We start from the raw sequence: 17,811 nt of genomic DNA, 5'->3' as shown, positions 1-17,811 counted from the left end.
CGTCAGATGTGCGGGACATCCTCGGGGATGTCGTAGAAGGTCGGGTGGCGGTACACCTTGTCGCCGCTGGGGGCGAAGAAGGGGTCGCGCTCGTCCGGGGTCGAGGCGGTGATCGCGGCGGAGGGGACCACCCAGAGGCTGACGCCCTCGTTGCGCCGGGTGTAGAGGTCACGGGCGGCGAGCAGCGCCATCCGGTCGTCGGCCGCGTGCAGCGAGCCGACGTGGACGTGGTTCAGTCCGCGCCGGGGGCGCACGAACACCTCGTAGAGCGGCCAGCCGGCCTTGGACTCGGTCACTTTCCGTTCTCCTCGCTCTGCGCGCTCGGCGCTTCGGGTCCGGCCGTCGGGGCCGGGGCGGTGGCGGCCGGGGCGGTGGCGGCCGGGGCGGTCGGGCGGCTCTCCGCCCGGCGCTTGCGCGCGTAGGCGGTGGCCGCCTCGCGGACCCAGGCGCCGTCCTCGTGGGCCGCGCGGCGGCGGTCCACCCGCTGGGCGTTGCACGGGCCCTGGCCCTGGATGACCCTGGTCAGCTCGGACCAGTCCGGCTCGCCGAAGTCCCAGCAGCCCCGGTCCTCGTTCCAGCGCAGCGCCGGGTCGGGCAGCGTGACCCCGAGGTGGTCCGCCTGCGGGACGGTCATGTCGACGAAGCGCTGCCGCAGCTCGTCGTTGGTGTGGCGCTTGATCCGCCAGCCCATCGAGCGGGCGGTGTTCGGCGACTCCGCGTCGGAGGGACCGAACATCATCAGGGACGGCCACCACCAGCGGTCCACCGCGTCCTGGACCATCCGCCGCTGGGCGTCGGTGCCGCGCATCAGCGTCATCAGCAGTTCGTAGCCCTGGCGCTGGTGGAAGGACTCCTCCTTGCAGATCCGGACCATCGCGCGCGCGTACGGGCCGTAGCTGCAGCGGCAGAGCGGTACCTGGTTGCAGATCGCGGCGCCGTCGACCAGCCAGCCGATCACACCGACGTCGGCGAAGGTGAGGGTCGGGTAGTTGAAGATCGAGGAGTACTTCTGGCGGCCGGAGATCAGCTTCTCGGTCAGCTCCGCCCGGTCCACGCCGAGGGTCTCGGCGGCGGCGTAGAGGTAGAGCCCGTGGCCGGCCTCGTCCTGGGCCTTGGCGAGCAGGATCGCCTTGCGGCGCAGCGACGGGGCACGGGTGAGCCAGTTGCCCTCGGGCTGCATGCCGATGATCTCGGAGTGGGCGTGCTGGGCGATCTGGCGGATCAGGGTGGCCCGGTAGGCGTCGGGCATCCAGTCCCGGGGTTCGATCCGCTGCTCGGCGGCGACGACCGCCTCGAACCGCTCCTCCTGCGTCTGCGCGGAGGCCCGTTCGGCCACCTCTGTTGTCACCACTCGCCCCTCTCGCGTCCTGTCCCTGCGGTCCGCGCCCGGCGGCCGGTGCCCCGGTGGCCGGTGCCCGGGCGCGATCCGCTCGCGTCCCCGCACCGGCGCCCCGTGCACCGGCCACCGGCAGCGCGGTGTGCCGGGCTCGGCCGCCGCCCTCACGGCAACCGACTGACCGTTCGGTCGGTACCATTGTGCGCGGTGAGGCGGCGCCCTGACAAGGGAACCGGGCCGCCCGGGGTCCGCCGGGGCTCGCTCCCGCGCCGGGGACCGCCCCGGGCGGGGGTGCGGGTGGCGGCCGCCGTCTCCCCGGGGGCCTCACCGGGGCCCCGCTATGGCCTCGCCGGGCCCCGCTGGGCAGCGACCCGTCCGTCGCGGCGCGTCACCGCGGCCCCGGCGCGGGAGCCGCTCACCGCAACCGGCCGCACGGCGGTGGGCCCGCCGTCCGGGGTCGGACGACGGGCCCACCCGGCCCGGCCCGCCGCTACCGCGACGGGGGCGCGCTCACCCCTCCGACCGGTCCCGCAGGCGCGGCAGCGGTACGGCGAGGAGCGCCGCCAGCAGCGCGATCCGGGGCGCCAGCTGATCGATCCGGATGTGCTCGTGCCGGGCGTGCGCCCCGGCCCCGACCGCGCCGAAGCCGTCCAGCGTCGGCAGGCCGCGCGAGCCCGGCAGGTTGGTGTCACCGGCGCCGCCGGCCGGGCCGCCGTCCAGCTGCTGCCCGAGCACCGCCGCGAGCGACCGGACGTGCCGCAGCAGCGGGTTGGCGGTGCGCTCCGGCCAGGCCGGCCGGCTGGACAGGACCTCCGTCCGCACCCGGGCCCCGGGCCGCAGCGCGGTGAGCCGGGCGAGGCTGTCGAGCGTGCGGCGCTGCGCCTCACCGGTGGAGAAGCGCAGACCCAGCTCGGCCTCGGCCCGGCCGGCGACCACGTTGGCGCGGGTACCGCCGCTGATCCGCCCGGCGTTGAGCTCGGTACCGGGCCGGCGGGCGAGGTCACGGACCGCGACCAGCTGGTCGACCAGCTCGTCCACCGCGGAGACCCCCTCGCCGGCGTCGTTGCCGGCGTGCGCCTCCCGCCCGGTGACGGTGAGCCGCACCCGGGTGCTGCCCCGGCGGGCGGTCTTGAGCCGGCCGTCCGGGTGCGGCGGTTCGAGCCCCAGGACGGCCGCCGCGCCGCGCAGTTGGCGCTCGACCAGGCGCCTGCCGTCCGGGCTGCCGACCTCCTCGTCCGAGACCACGACCAGCCGGACGGTGCGGTGCGGGCGCTGACCGAGGTCGGCCAGCAGGGCGAACGCGCCCTCCAGGACGGCGAGTCCGCCCTTCATGTCGACGACGCCGGGGCCGCTGAGGGTGCCGTCCTGCTCGGTCACCGGCCAGTCGTTCAGGATCCCGGCCGGCCAGACGGTGTCGTGGTGGCCGACCACGAGGAGGTGCGGCAGGCTCTCGTCCTGGCCGTCCCACTGGAGCACCAGGTGATCACCGGCGGGGCCGGGCTCGCGGTGGGCGGTGGCGCCGGTCGCGCGGAATCCGGCGGCCAACTCCTCGGCGAGGGCGTCGAGTCGAGGCGCGTCGCCACTGGGCGACTCGATACGGGCGAGGTCCGCGCAGCGGCGTCGGACGGCTCCGGCCAGCGTACGGGCGCGGGAGCCGAGGGCCTGGGGCAGTCCGGGGAGGGCGGCGGTCAGGCCGGCGTGGGGATCACCGTCGGCGGCCGGAGGGGTGGGCGGCTCCACGGGCGACGCCTGGGCGGAGGCGGTGGGGCGGGCCGGCGGGGCGGGCTCGGGCCGGGGCGGCGTCGCGGCCGGTGTCGCGACCGGTGTCGCGGCCGGCGCCGGCGCGGACCGCACCGCCTGTACCGCCGCAGCCACGGCCGCGGCCTTGGGTGTGGTTGTGGTTTTACCTGGGGCCGTGGCTGCGGCGGTGGCTGTGGCTGTGGCTGTGGCTGTGGCGAGAGTCACAGGGGCGACGGTGGCCGAGGAGGGGCCGGCGGCCGCGGTGGTCACGGTCGACGCGGCGGGCGGCCGGACGGCTTGAGGACTCAACGCTCGCCTCCGCGGCCGCCGCCGGTATTCAGCGGCCGGACCGGCCGACCGGACCAGCCCGGGTGCCCGGACCAGCCGGGGCGCGCGGCCCCGGCCCGGCGTACGACCTGCCAGGTCGGCCCGTCTGGCCCAAGTGCGGTGGAACGGCTGGGCGGCATGCTTGGCATTGCGTCCTCCTCGCTCGATCCGGAGGCCCCGGTCGGCCCGGAGCCCCCGTGGACGGCGGCTTCGATGCGGCGGGCGCAGCAACGGCACCACCACGGGGAAGCCGAGATGTGAGCCTAGAAGAACCGTTCGGCTTCCTGCGAGGTGGCCCTGCTCCCAGCGCGCCGGAGGGCCGGGCCCTGCCTCGGGCACCCGTCGGAGAACGGCGGCGGGCGCACGGCGCGCGGGCCTGGATCGGCGCGCGAGCGCGGTCGCCGGATCGCGCCCATCTCCACCATGGACCCGGCGCCCGGGTTCGGCAGCCCAAACGCCCAAGGCGCGGGTTTTCCACGCCGGATGGGTGACCCCGGCTCAGCGCCCGGTACGAGGAAGCGGGCCGTCGGCGCGGCCGTCCGTCGCGATACGCGGCGGCGGCGGAGGCACTCGTGGTGCGGCCCGTCGGCCGGGTGGACGTCGCGGCGGAGGTGACCGGGCGAGAGCACCGGGGCGGCGCGCCCGGGACCGGCCCGGGCGACCCGGCACCGGCCCAAGTGCGTTGCCCGGGCGCCCGGTTGCCCCTAGCCGGGGGCGACCCGCGGTCCACCGGACGGCGAGGCCGTCCGGCGCGGAGACGGCGCGGCCGCGGCAACACCCGGCCGACCGACGGGCGGTGCGGCCGCCGGAACTCGATGATGGACCGGGGCCGGCCCCGGCCCCGCGACCTACCGCGAGGAGCCTTCGATGACCGTCACCGTGCACGACGCCGAAGCCGAGAACCGCTTCGAGGCCCGGGTGGACGGCGCCCCGGCGGGCTTCGCCGAGTACATCCGCAGCGACCGGCTGGTGGTCTACCCGCACACCGTGGTCGAGCCGGCGTTCGAGGGGCAGGGGGTCGGCAGCGCGCTGGCCCGGGCCGCGCTGGACGACGCACGCGAACGGGGCCTGGCGGTACTGGCGACCTGCCCGTTCATCAAGGGCTGGATGCTGCGCCACCCCGCGTACACGGATCTGGCCTACGAGAACCGCAGCCGGGTGAGCGACTGACGAATGACAGGTGACGACTGACAGGTGACAGGCAACAGGTGACAGGCAACAGGTGACAGCTGACGACTGACAGATGACGGCTGACAAACTTTGAAATCTGTCAGTCGAGGTGCCATAGTGGAACCCGGCAGGCCCGCGCCCCGCGCGGCCGCCGGACCCTCCACCCCCTCACCCCGCCGGAGCACCCCGTGACCACGACCTCCCGGATCCCGCAGCGCCCGCTCGGCGCCACCGGCCCCACCACCTCCGCCCTCGGCCTCGGCTGCATGGGCATGTCCGACCTCTACGGCCCGGCCGACGAGGCCGAGAGCATCGCGACCGTGCACGCCGCACTCGACGCGGGCATCACCCTGCTCGACACCGGCGACTTCTACGGCATGGGCCACAACGAACTGCTGATCCACGACGCGCTGCGCGGCCGGGACCGCGCGAGTGTGCAGATCAGCGTGAAGTTCGGCGCCCAGCGCGCCCCGGACGGCCAGTGGCTCGGCTACGACGCGAGCCCGGCCGCCACCAAGACCGCCCTCGCCTACACGCTGCGCCGGCTGCGGACCGACTACGTCGACGTCTACCGCCCGGCCCGGCTGGACCCGAGCGTTCCGATCGAGGAGACGGTCGGCGCGATCGCCGACCTCGTCAAGGCCGGTCACGTCCGCCACATCGGCCTGTCCGAGGTCGGCGCCGACTCGCTGCGCCGGGCCGCCGCCGTGCACCCGATCAGCGACCTGCAGATCGAGTACTCACTGCTCTCGCGGTCCATCGAGGCCGAGATCCTGCCCACCGCCCGCGAGCTGGGCATCGGCGTCACCGCGTACGGCGTGCTTTCGCGCGGGCTGCTCAGCGGGCACTGGGACAACGGGCGCGCGCTGGCCGGCTCGGACTTCCGCGGCCACAGCCCCCGCTTCCAGGGCGACAACCTGGCCCACAACCTCGACCTGGTCGAGGCGCTGCGCGCGGTCGCCGAGCAGCGGGGCGCGAGCGTCGCCCAGGTCGCGATCGCCTGGGTCGCCTCGCGCGGCGAGGACATCGTGCCGCTGGTCGGCGCCCGCCGTCGCGACCGGCTCGCCGAGGCCCTCGGCGCGCTGGACGTCGCCCTCACTCCGGCCGACCTCGCCGCCATCGAGGCCGCCGTCCCCGCCGGGTCCGCCGCCGGGGACAGGTACGCTGCCGCTCAGATGGCCCACCTCGACAGCGAGCACTGACCGGCACCCCGGCGGTCGCCGGTTCGCGGCCGGGGCGGGGCCCCGCCCCGGCCCGCCCGTCAGCCGCAGCACCGTCCGCCGCCCCGGCGACGGACGCACCACCCCGTTAGGACGTACCTCCCCGTGACCACGGACAGCGCACTCACTCCCGAGCAGATCCTGGGCGCAACGGAGGAGGTCCTCCGGCGGTTCGGCCCCGCCAAGGCCACCGTGGTGGACGTCGCCCGCACCCTCGGCGTCAGCCACGGCAGCGTCTACCGCCACTTCCCCAGCAAGGCGGCGCTGCGCGAGGCCGTCACCCAGCGCTGGCTCGACCAGGCGCACGACAGCCTGGCGTCTATCACCGCCGAGTCCGGCCCGGCGGTGGAGCGCCTGCACCGCTGGCTGGAGACGCTGTTCGCCGCCAAGCGGAAGAAGGCGCTCGACGACCCCCAGCTGTTCGCGACCTACCTGGTGCTGGTCGCGGAGACCAGCAGCACCGTCGAGGCCCACATCGACACCCTGGTCGAACAGATCGGCCGGATCGTCCAGGCCGGGGTGAACAGCGGGGAGTTCGGGCCGGCTCCGGTCGGCCCGACCGCCCGGGCCCTGTTCGAGGCGACCGCACACTTCCACGACCCCGCGTACGCCGCCGAGTGGTCCGACCCCCAGGCACCGGAGCGCTTCGCCGCCCTCTGGAAGCTCCTCCTCGGCGGCCTCCTCACCCGCTGACCGACCACCCTCGTGCCCGGACCCGCACACCCGGGGCCGCACACCTGGCCCGCACACCCGGACCCGCACACCCGGGGCCGCACACCTGGCCCGGCTCGCGCCCGGCCCCACCGCCGAAAAGCGTTCGCCCCACCGTGGCGCCACCCGGCAGACTCCCACGCATGATCGATTCCCCTCGGGAGGACGGCCTGCGTGCCGCCGGACCGGCGCTGGACAGCCTGCAAGGACTCGCCCTCGGCGACGCCTTCGGCGACCGCTGGTTCTCCGCCCCGCTCGACGAGGCTCCCGCCGCACTGGGCGCCCGGCTGCCCCGCCCGGCGCCCTGGCACTGGACGGACGACACCGCGATGGCGCTCGTCCTGGTCCGTCATCTCCGTCGCCGCGGTGCGGTCCACCAGGACGAACTGGCGGCCGGGTTCGCCGAGGAGTACGCCACCGAGTACGGGCGCAAGTACGGGCCGTCGATGCACGGCGTGCTGCGGGCGGTGGGTGCGGGCGCCGACTGGCGGAGCGTCACCGCGGAGCAGTTCGGCGGGCAGGGCTCCTACGGGAACGGCGCCGCCATGCGGGCCGCCCCGCTGGGCGCCTGGTTCGCCGAAGACCTGGACACCGTGGCCCGGCAGGCCGAACTGCAGGCGCTCACCACGCACTTCCACCCGGAGGCGGTGGCGGGGGCCGTCGCGGTCGCGCTGGCGGCGGCGCTCGCCGCCCGCAGCCGGGGGCAGCGCCCGCCCGGTCGGGCCGAGTTGCTCACCGAGGTCGCCGCCCGGCTGCCCGACAGCGACGTCCGCTCCGGACTGCGGATCGCCGCCCGGCTGCCGGGGCACACCAGCGTCCGGCACGCCGCTCAGGTCCTCGGGTCCGGGCTCCTGATCTCCGCCCCGGACACCGTGCCGTTCGCCCTCTGGTCCGCTGCCACGCACCTGGACTCCCTGCCGGACGCGCTCTGGCACACCCTGGAGGGCTGGGGCGACATGGACACCACGTGCGCGATCGCGGGCGGCGTGGTCGCCGCCCGGACCGGCCTCGCCGGGGTGCCCGCCGCCTGGCTGGACGCCCGCGAGGACCTGCCCGGGTGGGTGGCCGAGCCGTAGCCGGCACGGCCGGGCGGGTCGGCCGGTTCGGGCGGGTCGGGCGGGTCGGGCGGTTCTGACGCCCGACCCGGCCTGCCGGTCACCGGCAGGGGCCACCGCAGGCGGTCACCTACGGCGCTCAGCTGCGGGAGTTGCCGAAGAAGATCCGGTAGAGGATCAGCAGGACCAGCGCGCCGCCGATCGCCGAGCCCCAGGTGGCCAGGTCGAAGAAGTGCGCCGAGACCGGCTTGTCCAGGATCCGCGAGGAGATCCAGCCGCCGACGAACGACCCGGCGATGCCGATCAGGGTGGTCACCACCAGACCGCCCGGGTCCCTGCCCGGCAGCAGCAGCTTCGCCAGCGCCCCGGCCACCAGACCCAGCACGATCCACGCGATGATGCTCATGCGTCCTCCCGCCCTCCGTCACGGCACTCCCAGCGGGCCGTCTCACCGGCGAGGACGCCGCCGTGCGCCCCCTCGGTTGCAGTGCGCCGGGCGTGGCACCCGGCGGCACGACCGGCCGCGCCGCGATACTGCGGCCATGCGCATCCTGATCGCCACCGCCGGGTCCCGGGGCGATGTGGCGCCCTTCACCGGTCTGGGCGCCCGGCTCCGCGCGGCCGGCCACCAGGTGGCCGTCGCCACCCACACCACCTTCGCCGGCCAGGTGCGCGCCGCGGGCCTGGAGTTCCGCCCGCTCCCGGTCGATCCGCGCGCCGAACTCGCCTCCGACCGCGGCCAGCGGGTCCTGCGGTCCGGCTCCGGACCGCTGTCCCTCCTCCAACTCCTGCGCCTCGGGCGCTCCTTCATGCCCGCCCTCGGCGACGCCATCGTGGCGGCCACCGCCCAGGGCACCGACCTGCTGCTCACCACCAGCGCCACCACCCCGCTCGGCCAGGTCGCCGCCGAGGCCGCCGGCATCCCCAGCATCGGCCTCTACCTCCAACCGATCGCCCCCACCCGGGAGTTCGCGCCCTCCGTGACCGGCACCCGGTCGTTGGGCCGGACCGGGAACCTGCTCGCCGGCCACGCCGTGGAGGCCGCCGCCGACCGCCTCTTCGCCCCCGCCGTCCGCGGGTTGCGCCACCGGCTCGGCCTGCCGGCGCGCGGCATCGCCCGGACCCGGCGCGCCCACGCCGTGCTGCACGGCTTCTCCCCGACCGTCGTGCCGCGCCCCGCCGACTGGCGACCCGGCCTGGAGGTCGCCGGGTACTGGTGGCCGCACCCCGAGCCCGGGTGGCGACCGCCGGACCGCCTCGTCGACTTCCTCGCCGCCGGGCCGCCGCCGGTCTTCGTCGGCTTCGGCAGCCTGGTCGTCCCCGATCCGGCGGCGCTGAGCGCCACCGTCCTCGCCGGACTGCGTGCCGCCGGGGTGCGGGCCGTCCTCCAGGCCGGCTGGAGCGGCCTCGGCGCGGCCGACTCCGACGACGTCCTCACCATCGACGACACCCCGCACGACTGGCTGTTCCCGCGGATGGCCGCCGTCGTCCACCACGCCGGGGCCGGCACCACCGCCGCCACCCTGCGGGCCGGCACGCCCGCCGTCCCCGTGCCCGCCCAGCTCGACGCGCCGTTCTGGTCCGCGCGCCTCACCCGCCTGGGCACCTCCCCCGGGCCGGTCCCGCTCCCCGCCCTCACGTCCGCCCGCCTGGCCGCCGCCGTCCGCCGCACGCTGGACACGCCGCACTACCGGGAGCGCGCCCGGGCCGTCGCCGCCGCGCTGGCCGCCGAGGACGGCACCGCCGGGGTCCTGGCCGCCGTCGACCGCCTCGCCTCCTGACCCCGAACGGCCCCACCGGCCCCCACGCGCCCCCGGAACGGCCCCCGAACGGCCCCAACGGCCCGCCCCTACCGCCGGCGCCGGCCCGTCCCCCGGCTCAGCACGAGGTAGAGGGCGAACGAGGTGGCGAAGCCGACGGCCCACCCGTAGTCGGCCAGCGATTTGAGGACGGGCAGCAGGCCGTCGGCCGGGAACGGGCCGCCGTAGGAGCCGCCGACGGCCAGTACGCCGCCGGTGGCCAGGGCGGCCACGGCCCGCCAGTTCCAGCCGGCGGTGTACCAGTAGGCGCCGTGCGGCCGGTAGAGCTCGGCCGGCAGCAGCCGGGTGCGCCGCAGCGCCCAGTAGTCGGCGATCAGCACGCCGGCCACCGTGCCGAGCAGGCCGCCGACCAGGCCGAGCCAGGTGAAGATGTAGACGTGCGGGTCGGAGATCAGCTTCCAGGGGAAGAGCGCGATCCCGATCACACCCGTGATCAGCGCCCCGGTCCGGAAGGTGATCAGCCGGGGCAGCAGGTTGGCGAGGTCGTACGCGGGCGAGACGACGTTGGCCGCGATGTTGACGGAGAGCGTGGCGACCAGCACGGTCAGCAGGGCGAACAGGATGCCCACCGGGCTCTCCATCTTCGCGGCGAGCGCGATCGGGTCCCAGACCGGTTCGCCGTAGACGGCCTGGGAGCCGGAGGTGACCAGCACCGAGAGCAGCGCGAAGAGGGTCATCGTGGTGGGCAGCCCGAGCGCCTGGCCGCGGATCTGGGCGCGCTGGCTGCCGCCGAAGCGGGTGAAGTCGGGGATGTTGAGCGAGAGGGTCGACCAGAACCCGATCATGCCCATCAGCGCCGGGAAGAAGACCTTCCAGAAGTCGCCGCCCCAGCCGAGCCGGGACGGCTGGTCGAGCAGCGGTCCGAAGCCGCCCGCCTTGACGGTGATCCAGGCCAGCAGGGCCAGCGCCCCGACGATGACGAACGGGGCCGCCCAGTTCTCGAACCGGCGCAGGGTCTCCATGCCGCGGGCGATCACGGCCATCTCGATCAGCCAGAACAGCAGGAAGGAGAGCCACTGCGTCCACGGGTGGCCGCCCAACTCGGCTGCGGTGCGCCAGGATTCGCCGAGGAGCTTGCCGGCGAGCAGGAAGATGCCCTCGCCGCCGATCCAGGTCTGGATGCCGAACCAGGCGCAGGCGACGGCGGCCCGCAGCAGCGCCGGCAGGTTGGCGCCGCGCAGGCCGAAGGAGGCGCGGGCGAAGACCGGGAACGGGATGCCGTACTTGGTACCCGCGTGGCCGGTGAGCAGCATCGGTATGAGCACGACGAGGTTGGCCAGGGCGATGGTGAGGACGGCCTGCTTCCAGTCCATGCCGAGCGCGACCAGGCCGGAGGCGAGCGTCCAGGACGGGATGTTGTGGGCCATGCCGACCCAGAGCGCGAGGAAGTTGTAGGTGGTCCAGGTGCGGCGGGCGACCGGGACGGGCCGCAGGTCGTCGTTGGTGAAGCCGTTGGCGGGCAGCACGGGGGCGGCGGGGTCGGGTTCGACCCGGCCGTCCCCGTGCTCGTACTGGCCGGTGGCGGCGGCGCGGTCGGTCGGCGGCGGGTCACCCTTCACCGGGGCGCGCCTCCTGCCGGAGCCGGGGGATGACGTCGGTGCCGTAGGCGTCGATGGTGGCCTCGACCGCGTCGTGCATGGCGTAGACGGCGAACTGGTCGACGCCCAGGGAGCGGAGGTGTTCGAGGCGGTCCCGGTGGGCGGCGGGCGGGCCGATCAGGCAGAAGCGGTCGACGATCTCGTCGGGCACGAACGCGGTGTCGGGGTTCCCGGCCCGGCCGTGGTGGCTGTAGTCGTAGCCCTGGCGGTCCTTGATGTAGGCGGTGAGGGCCTCGGGGACGAGGCTGGAGTGCTCGCCGTAGTGGGTGACCAGGTCGGCGACGTGGTTGCCGACCATGCCGCCGAACCAGCGGCACTGCTCGCGGGCGTGGGCGAGCGCGGCCGGGGAGTCGTCGGCGGTGACGTATGCGGGGGCGGCGACGCAGATGGTGACGGTGTCGGGGTCGCGGCCCGCCTCGGCGGCGGCGGCGCGGACGGCCTTGATCATGTACTCGGTGAGGTAGGGGTCGGCGAGTTGGAGGATGAAGCCGTCGGCCTGGCGTCCGGTGAGGGCGAGCGCCTTGGGCCCGTAGGCGCCCATCCAGACCGGCAGGGCGCCTTCGCGGACCCACGGCAGGTGCATCTCGGTGCCGTCCACCTCGACGGTGCGGCCCTCGGCCAGCTCCTTGATGGCGTGCATGGCCTCGGAGAGCCGGGCGAGGGTGGCGGGGCGGCGGCCGGCCACCCGCATCGCGGAGTCGCCGCGGCCGATGCCGCAGACGGTGCGGTTGCCGTACATGTCGTTGAGGGTGGCGAACAGGGAGGCGGTCACCTCCCAGGTGCGGGTGGAGGGGTTGGTGACCATCGGGCCGACGGTCAGCGTCGTGGTCTCGGCGAGGATCCGGCTGTAGATCACGAAGGGTTCCTGCCACAGGACGCAGGAGTCGAAGGTCCAGCCGTGGCTGAACCCGGCCCGTTCGGCGCGGACCATGCGGTCGACGAGCAGTCGGGCGGGCGGGTCGGTCTGCAGGACGAGGCCGATGTCCATCGGGGAGCTCCAGGGAAGGGTGGGGCCGCCCGGGGCCGACGCACGGCCCCGGGCCACGGCGGTGCGGGGAGAGGGTCAGGTGAGGTACTGGCAGGTGTCGCGGCGCAGGAAGGCGCCGTGTCCGGCGCGGCCCAGCCAGGTGCCGTCGTCGAGGATCACGGTGCCGCGGGAGAGCACCGTGCGGGCCCGGCCGGTGAGCCGGCGCCCCTCGTAGGCCGAGTAGTCGACGTTCATGTGGTGGGTGGCGGCGGAGACGGTCTGCACGGCGGTGGGGTCGTAGACGACCACGTCGGCGTCGGCGCCGGGGGCGATGGTGCCCTTGCGCGGGTGCAGGCCGAACATCCGGGCGGGGGTGGTGCAGGCCACCTCGATCCAGCGGCGGCGGGTCAGGTGACCGTCGACGACGGCCTGGTGGAGGAGGTCCATCCGGTTCTCCACGCCGGGCAGCCCGTTCGGGATCTTGGAGAAGTCGCCGCGGCCGAGCTCCTTCTGGCCGGCGAAGCAGAAGGGGCAGTGGTCGGTGGAGACCACCTGGAGGTCGTTGGTGCGCAGCCCGCGCCAGAGCGCCTCCTGGTGCTCGCGGGGTCGCAGCGGCGTGCTGCAGACGTACTTGGCGCCCTCGAAGCCGTCGGCCCCGGTCTCGGCGAGGTTGTCGGTGGAGAGGAAGAGGTACTGCGGGCAGGTCTCGCCGAAGACGTTCAGGCCCTCGTCACGGGCCCGGGCGAGCTCGGCGAGGGCGGAGGCGGCGGAGACGTGGACGACGTAGAGCGGGCTGCCGGCGACCTGGGCGAGCTTGATGGCGCGGTGGGTGGCCTCGGCCTCCAGGAGTTCGCGGCGGACCTCGCCGTGGTACCGGGGGTCGGTGCGGCCGGCCGCGAGCGCCTGCTCGACGAGGACGTCGATGGCGATGCCGTTCTCGGCGTGCATCATGATCAGCCCGCCGTTGGCGGCGCCGCGCTGCATGGCGCGCAGGATGCGGCCGTCGTCGCTGTAGAAGACGCCGGGGTAGGCCATGAAGAGCTTGAAGGAGGTGGACTCGCCGGAGTCGACGAGGGCGTCCATCTCCTTGAGGACCGCGTCGTTGACGTCCGAGACGATGGTGTGGAACGCGTAGTCGACGGCGCAGTTGCCGTCGGCCTTGGCGTGCCAGGTGTCGAGGCCTTCGCGCAGCGAACCGCCGACCGGCTGGACGGCGAAGTCGACGATGGTGGTGGTGCCGCCCCAGGCGGCGGCGCGGGTGCCGGTCTCGAAGGTGTCGGAGGCGGCGGTGCCGCCGAAGGGCAGCTCCATGTGGGTGTGGGCGTCGACGCCGCCGGGGACGACGTAGTGGCCGGTGGCGTCGATGACGGTGTCGGCGGTCCAGGCCCGGGCGGCGTCGCTGTCGGTGGCGGCGAGGGCGGCGATGCGCTCGCCCTCGATCAGGACGTCGGCGTGGATCTCGTCGGTGGCGGTGATGACGAGGCCGCCGCGGATGACGGTGCGGGTCACGGTGGGTGCCTCCCTCACGCCTCGGTGAGCGGACCGTAGGCCTCGGGCCGGCGGTCCCGGTAGAACGCCCACTGCTGCCGGACCTCCTCGATGAGGCCGAGGTCGAGGTCGCGGACCACGAGTTCCTCCTCCTTGTCGGAGGCGACGTCGCCGACGAACTGGCCGCGCGGGTCCACGAAGTAGGAGGTGCCGTAGAAGTCGTTGTCGCCGTACTCCTCGGTGCCGACCCGGTTGATCGCGGCGACGAAGTACTCGTTGGCGACGGCGGCGGCGGGCTGTTCGAGCTGCCAGAGGTAGCCGGAGAGGCCGCGGCTGGTGGCGGAGGGGTTGTAGACGATCTGGGCCCCGGCCAGGCCGAGGGCGCGCCAGCCCTCGGGGAAGTGGCGGTCGTAGCAGATGTAGACGCCGACCTTGCCGACGGCGGTGTCGAAGACGGGCCAGCCGAGGTTGCCGGGCTTGAAGTAGTACTTCTCCCAGAAGCCCTTGACCTGGGGGATGTGGTGCTTGCGGTACTTGCCGAGGTAGCTGCCGTCGGCGTCGATCACGGCGGCGGTGTTGTAGTAGACGCCGGGCTGCTCCTCCTCGTAGACGGGGACGACGACGACCAGGCCGAGTTCGCGGGCGAGGTCCCGCATCCGGCGGACGGTGGGGCCGTCCGGGACGGCCTCGGCCCAGCGGTAGTGCTCCGGGTCCTGGACCTGGCAGAAGTACGGGGCGTTGAAGACCTCCTGGAAACCGATGATCTTCGCCCCCTGGGCGGCGGCCTCGCGGGCGTGGCGCTCGTGGAGGGCGATCATCGTCTCCTGATCACCGGTCCACCGGGTCTGCACGAGGGCGGCACGGACGATCTGCGACATGGGTACCTCCGCAACTCCGTGGCCCGGCCGGGGGGTCGGGCCTGCGGTCTGAGGGTTGACGGGGCGGATCTGCCTCGGGTTCCGGCACGCGTCGGCATGCGGTGACGCACACATCTACGTGCGTAGAACGTGGTCTGTAGACCGTAGGCCCGGCCTCGGTGGCCTGACAATACGTCGGACGTAACGCGGCCGGGGCGATCCTGTTACGCGGACACGCGGGTGCTTCTCGACGGGATGAAACGCTCAACTACCCCACTGCCGCACTCCTTACCCATTCGGGTGAATCCGGGTGCGAAGTACCGCGCGTCGGGGTAAGACGCCGGTGGACGCTGCTCCGGTCCGTCACCGGAGCGCTCCGGACGGTGAGTTCCCGGCGGTCGTCCGGGCCGGGCCCACGGGGGGAGGTCGAGGTGAAGGCCGCATCCGCCGCGCCCGGGCCGGGTGGCGCGCCCCCCGACCCTCCGCCGGGTCCGGTACCGCCGTGGGCCGGGCTGCTGCTCGCCCTGGCCGTGCCGCTGCCCCTCGTGCTGGGGAGCCTGCTCTTCGCCCGGTGGGCGCCCGCGGTGCGGAGCGTGCGGCTGCAACTGGCCGGTTCCGCCGCCTCCGCCGGAGCCGTGGTCGCCGGGCGGGCCGCCGACCACCTCGCGGCGCTGCGGGCCGAGCCCTGGCTGCTCGGCGGCTGGACCCTGACCCTCGCGGCGGCCGGGCTGCTCGGCCGGTACGTGCTCACCCGTCCGCACTGGCGGCTCACCGCGCTCGCAGCCGGGGCCGCCGGCCTGCTCGCGGGCGCCCTGGACATCGCGGAGAACGCGCTGCTCGGCATCGGGCTGGACGGGCTCGGCACCGGCCCCGGCCCGCACGCCGGCTCCGACGCGCCCTTCGCCGCCGCCACCGCGCTCGCCACCGTCAAGTGGCTGCTCCTGCTGCCGGCCGGCGCGATGGCCCTGGCCGTGCTCACGATCACCGTCCACCGCGCGGCGCGCGGCATCCTGCGGCGGCCGCCCGCGCCGGCCCGCGCCGGGGGCGCCGGACCGGCCGACGCCGGCCCCGAGCTGATCCCGCCGTGGCCGGTGGCCACCCGCCACGGCGGGCGCTGGCCGGCCGGCCCGCGCCCGCACGGGCCGCTCGACCGCCACGCCCGCTGGCGCAACGGCACCCGGGTGCCGCCCGGCCGGGAGCCCGCCCGGCTCGGCTTCTGCGTCTCCGGCGGCGGCATCCGCTCCGCCTGCGTCACCCTCGGCGTCCTCCAGGCGCTGCGGCCCTGGCTGAAGCAGGCCCGCTACCTGGTCTCCGTCTCCGGCGGCGGCTACACCACGGGCGCGCTGCAGCTCGCCCTCAGCGACTCCGCGCCCGGCGGCCCGGAGCACGCCGTCTCCGGCCTGACGGCGGACGACGTCCTGGAGCCCGGCTCGCCGGAGGAGGACCACCTCCGCCGGCACGCCAAGTACCTCGCGGACGGGGCCGGCCAGTGGCTGGTCGCCCTCGGCACGCTGCTCCGCGGCCTGGTGGCGGCGCTGGCCCTGCTGCTCGCCGCCGTCCTGGTGCTCGGCCTGGGGCTCAGCCGCTTCTACCACTTCGTCCCGCTGACCGACCTGGACGCGCTGGCCGCCGTCGGCCTGCGCACCGGCGGGGCCGGCCGGCTCGGCGCGCTCGCCGTCCGCCAGCCGGCCGTCCTCGCGCTGCTCGGGCTGCTCGCGGCGGCCGCGCTCTGCTGGCTGCTCTGGCTGCTCGCCTTCTCGCAGCTCGGCTGGGACACCCCGCTGCCGCGCACCCTGCGGCGGCTCTCGCACGGCGCCCTCGCCCTGGCCGCGCTGGTGGCCGCCGGGGTGCTGGTGGTGCCCGGGCTGGCCTGGGGCGCGGTCTGGCTGCAGCAGGAGCTGGCGGTCGGCGCCCGGCAGACCGGCGCCGGGCTCAGCCTGACCGTCCTCCTCAGCTACCTCACCCTGCTGCTCGGCATACTGTGGCGCGGGCGCCGGGTCGTCGAGCAGGGCGCGGCGGCGCTCGGCGGGCTGCTGCACAGCACCCGGCGGCTCGGCGGCGGGGTGACGGACGGGCTGGTCCAGTACCTGCTGGTGTGGGCGGCGCTCGCCACGCTGTCGTCGGGCGCGCTGCTCGCGCTCGGCTGGGCGGTCGCCACCGGCCACGCCTGGCCCGCCACCGCGCAGGTGCTGCTGCCGCTCGTGCTCGGCACGGTGGGGCTCAACCTCGACCAGACGTGGATGAGCCTGCACCCGTTCTACCGGCGCCGGCTGGCTTCCGCCTTCGCCGTCCGCCGCGCCACCGAGGACGGTGAGGCACTGGCCCGGCCGTACCACTTCTACCGAGAGCAGACCTGGCTCAGCCACTACGGCGCCCGGCACCCCGACGTCCCTCAGATGATCTTCGCTGCGGCGGCCAACCTGTCCGGCAGCTCCCGCACGCCGCCCGGGCGCCGGGCCGTCTCCTTCACCTTCTCGCACGACTACGTGGGCGGGCCGGACGTCGGCTACGCCCGCACCGACCTGCTGGAGCGGCGCACCCGACGGCACATCGCCAGGGACCTCACCGTGCAGTCCGCGATGGCCGTCTCGGGCGCCGCGTTCTCCTCCGCGATGGGCCGTCAGTCCCGCGCCTACCAGGGCCTGTTCGCCGTCACCAACGCCCGGTTGGGCACCTGGCTGCCCAACCCGGCCGCGCTCGGGCCGCTCTGGGCGCCGGGGCGGGACTGGCGGCTCCCCTCCCAGCCCGCCGTCCGCCGGCTCCCCTACCAGCTGCGCGAGCTGAGCGGCCGCTTCCCGATGGACGACCGCTTCCTGCTCACCACCGACGGCGGCCACTACGAGAACCTGGGCCTGGTCGAGCTGCTCCGGCACCGCGTGCGGACGGCGGTCTGCGTCGACGCCAGCGGGGACGCCCCGGTCGCGGCGAGTCTGGCGGCGGCGATCACCCTCGCCCGCGAGGAGCTCGGCATCGTCATCACCCTGCACCGGCCGGAGCTGCTGATCCCCGGCAGCGACGACACGTCGCTGCGCGGTCTGGCGGCACGCCTGGCGGGCCGGCTCTCCGCCCGGGCCGTGATCACCGGGGACATCCGCTACCCGGACCCGTTCGACGCCCCCGGCGACGACACCCGCGTCGGCCCGGCCGTCGGCGACCGGCACCACGGCCCCCACGGCCCCCAGGGCGACGAGTGGCGGCACCACGGCACGCTGATCGTCGTCCAGGCCGTCCTCACCGTCGGCATGCCGTACGAGCTGCACGCCTACGCGGCGGCCAACGCGGCGTTCCCCAACGACAGCACCAGCGACCAGTGGTTCGACCACCGGCAGTTCGACGCCTACCAGACGCTCGGCCGCCATCTGGGCGAGCAGGCCGCCCCGGTGCTCGGCGCGACGCTGGCCGACCCCGCACCGACCCCGGCGCCGGCCCCCGCGCCGACCGCCCCGGTGGCTCCGACCAGCACGGCAGCGCGCCCGGCCGCGGCGCCTCCAGCACCCCGGCGCGCCACGCACGAGTGACCGG

14 protein-coding genes are annotated in these 17,811 nt (G+C 75.3%); 6 read left to right on the top strand and 8 right to left on the bottom strand.

All coding sequences use genetic code 11. The annotated features are described in order from the left end of the window. Positions 1-2 precede the first annotated feature (2 nt). The 3 genes from paaB to OG618_RS28905 form a co-directional block, all read right to left on the bottom strand. Complete coding sequence (gene paaB / locus OG618_RS28915) at positions 3-296, bottom strand: 1,2-phenylacetyl-CoA epoxidase subunit PaaB (RefSeq protein WP_329490494.1); 294 nt, start codon at positions 294-296, stop codon at positions 3-5. Beyond that, positions 293-1,348, bottom strand: a complete 1,056-nt coding sequence (gene paaA, locus OG618_RS28910; RefSeq protein WP_329490493.1) for a 1,2-phenylacetyl-CoA epoxidase subunit PaaA — start codon at positions 1,346-1,348, stop codon at positions 293-295. Before paaA ends, paaB begins: the two co-directional genes overlap by 4 nt. Positions 1,349-1,846: 498 nt before the next feature. Then, positions 1,847-3,076 (bottom strand): M20/M25/M40 family metallo-hydrolase, encoded by a 1,230-nt coding sequence (locus OG618_RS28905; protein WP_329490492.1) that lies wholly within the window; start codon positions 3,074-3,076, stop codon positions 1,847-1,849. A 1,194-nt stretch (positions 3,077-4,270) separates the two neighbouring features. Between OG618_RS28905 and OG618_RS28900 the strand changes: the two genes are divergently transcribed. From OG618_RS28900 to OG618_RS28885, 4 genes are all read left to right on the top strand, one after another. After that, on the top strand, positions 4,271-4,573 hold the full coding sequence (locus tag OG618_RS28900; RefSeq protein ID WP_329490491.1) for a GNAT family N-acetyltransferase: 303 nt from the start codon (positions 4,271-4,273) through the stop codon (positions 4,571-4,573). 206 nt (positions 4,574-4,779) lie between these two features. Beyond that, positions 4,780-5,775, top strand: a complete 996-nt coding sequence (locus OG618_RS28895; protein WP_442906962.1) for an aldo/keto reductase — start codon at positions 4,780-4,782, stop codon at positions 5,773-5,775. Between the two features lie 123 nt (positions 5,776-5,898). After that, the gene (locus tag OG618_RS28890) at positions 5,899-6,486 is read left to right on the top strand and encodes a TetR family transcriptional regulator (RefSeq protein ID WP_329490489.1); all 588 of its coding nucleotides are present in this window, start codon (positions 5,899-5,901) and stop codon (positions 6,484-6,486) included. A 161-nt stretch (positions 6,487-6,647) separates the two neighbouring features. Next, the gene (locus OG618_RS28885; protein ID WP_329490488.1) at positions 6,648-7,580 is read left to right on the top strand and encodes an ADP-ribosylglycohydrolase family protein; all 933 of its coding nucleotides are present in this window, start codon (positions 6,648-6,650) and stop codon (positions 7,578-7,580) included. Between the two features lie 118 nt (positions 7,581-7,698). On the opposite strand, the gene OG618_RS28880 is transcribed toward OG618_RS28885, so the two are convergent. Further along, the gene (locus tag OG618_RS28880; RefSeq protein ID WP_329490487.1) at positions 7,699-7,965 is read right to left on the bottom strand and encodes a GlsB/YeaQ/YmgE family stress response membrane protein; all 267 of its coding nucleotides are present in this window, start codon (positions 7,963-7,965) and stop codon (positions 7,699-7,701) included. 136 nt (positions 7,966-8,101) lie between these two features. On the opposite strand from OG618_RS28880, the gene OG618_RS28875 reads away from it, so the two are divergent. Further along, positions 8,102-9,340, top strand: coding sequence for a glycosyltransferase (locus tag OG618_RS28875; RefSeq protein ID WP_329490486.1), 1,239 nt, complete (start codon positions 8,102-8,104; stop codon positions 9,338-9,340). A 68-nt stretch (positions 9,341-9,408) separates the two neighbouring features. Here the strand turns inward: OG618_RS28875 and OG618_RS28870 are convergent, their stop codons facing one another. The 4 genes from OG618_RS28870 to OG618_RS28855 all read right to left on the bottom strand — a co-directional run bounded on the left by OG618_RS28870 (position 9,409) and on the right by OG618_RS28855 (position 14,310). Continuing rightward, positions 9,409-10,938 carry an NCS1 family nucleobase:cation symporter-1 gene (locus tag OG618_RS28870; RefSeq protein WP_329490485.1) on the bottom strand — a complete coding sequence of 510 codons (1,530 nt, stop codon included), beginning with the start codon at positions 10,936-10,938 and terminating at the stop codon, positions 9,409-9,411. Beyond that, positions 10,928-11,965, bottom strand: a complete 1,038-nt coding sequence (locus OG618_RS28865; RefSeq protein WP_329490484.1) for a TIGR03842 family LLM class F420-dependent oxidoreductase — start codon at positions 11,963-11,965, stop codon at positions 10,928-10,930. Before OG618_RS28865 ends, OG618_RS28870 begins: the two co-directional genes overlap by 11 nt. 75 nt (positions 11,966-12,040) lie before the next feature. After that, positions 12,041-13,453, bottom strand: a complete 1,413-nt coding sequence (gene hydA, locus OG618_RS28860; protein ID WP_329490482.1) for a dihydropyrimidinase — start codon at positions 13,451-13,453, stop codon at positions 12,041-12,043. A gap of 14 nt (positions 13,454-13,467) precedes the next feature. Further along, positions 13,468-14,310: a nitrilase-related carbon-nitrogen hydrolase gene (locus OG618_RS28855; RefSeq protein WP_329490481.1), complete on the bottom strand. Its 843-nt coding sequence runs from the start codon at positions 14,308-14,310 to the stop codon at positions 13,468-13,470. A gap of 410 nt (positions 14,311-14,720) precedes the next feature. Between OG618_RS28855 and OG618_RS28850 the strand changes: the two genes are divergently transcribed. After that, on the top strand, positions 14,721-17,807 hold the full coding sequence (locus OG618_RS28850; protein WP_329490480.1) for a hypothetical protein: 3,087 nt from the start codon (positions 14,721-14,723) through the stop codon (positions 17,805-17,807). The last annotated feature ends 4 nt before the right edge of the window (positions 17,808-17,811 follow it).

The sequence above is a fragment of the Kitasatospora sp. NBC_01246 genome (assembly GCF_036226505.1).
In the GTDB taxonomy this organism is placed as follows: domain Bacteria; phylum Actinomycetota; class Actinomycetes; order Streptomycetales; family Streptomycetaceae; genus Kitasatospora.
Note: the sequence above shows the minus strand (reverse complement) of the source record. Positions and strands in the feature narration are given on the sequence as shown.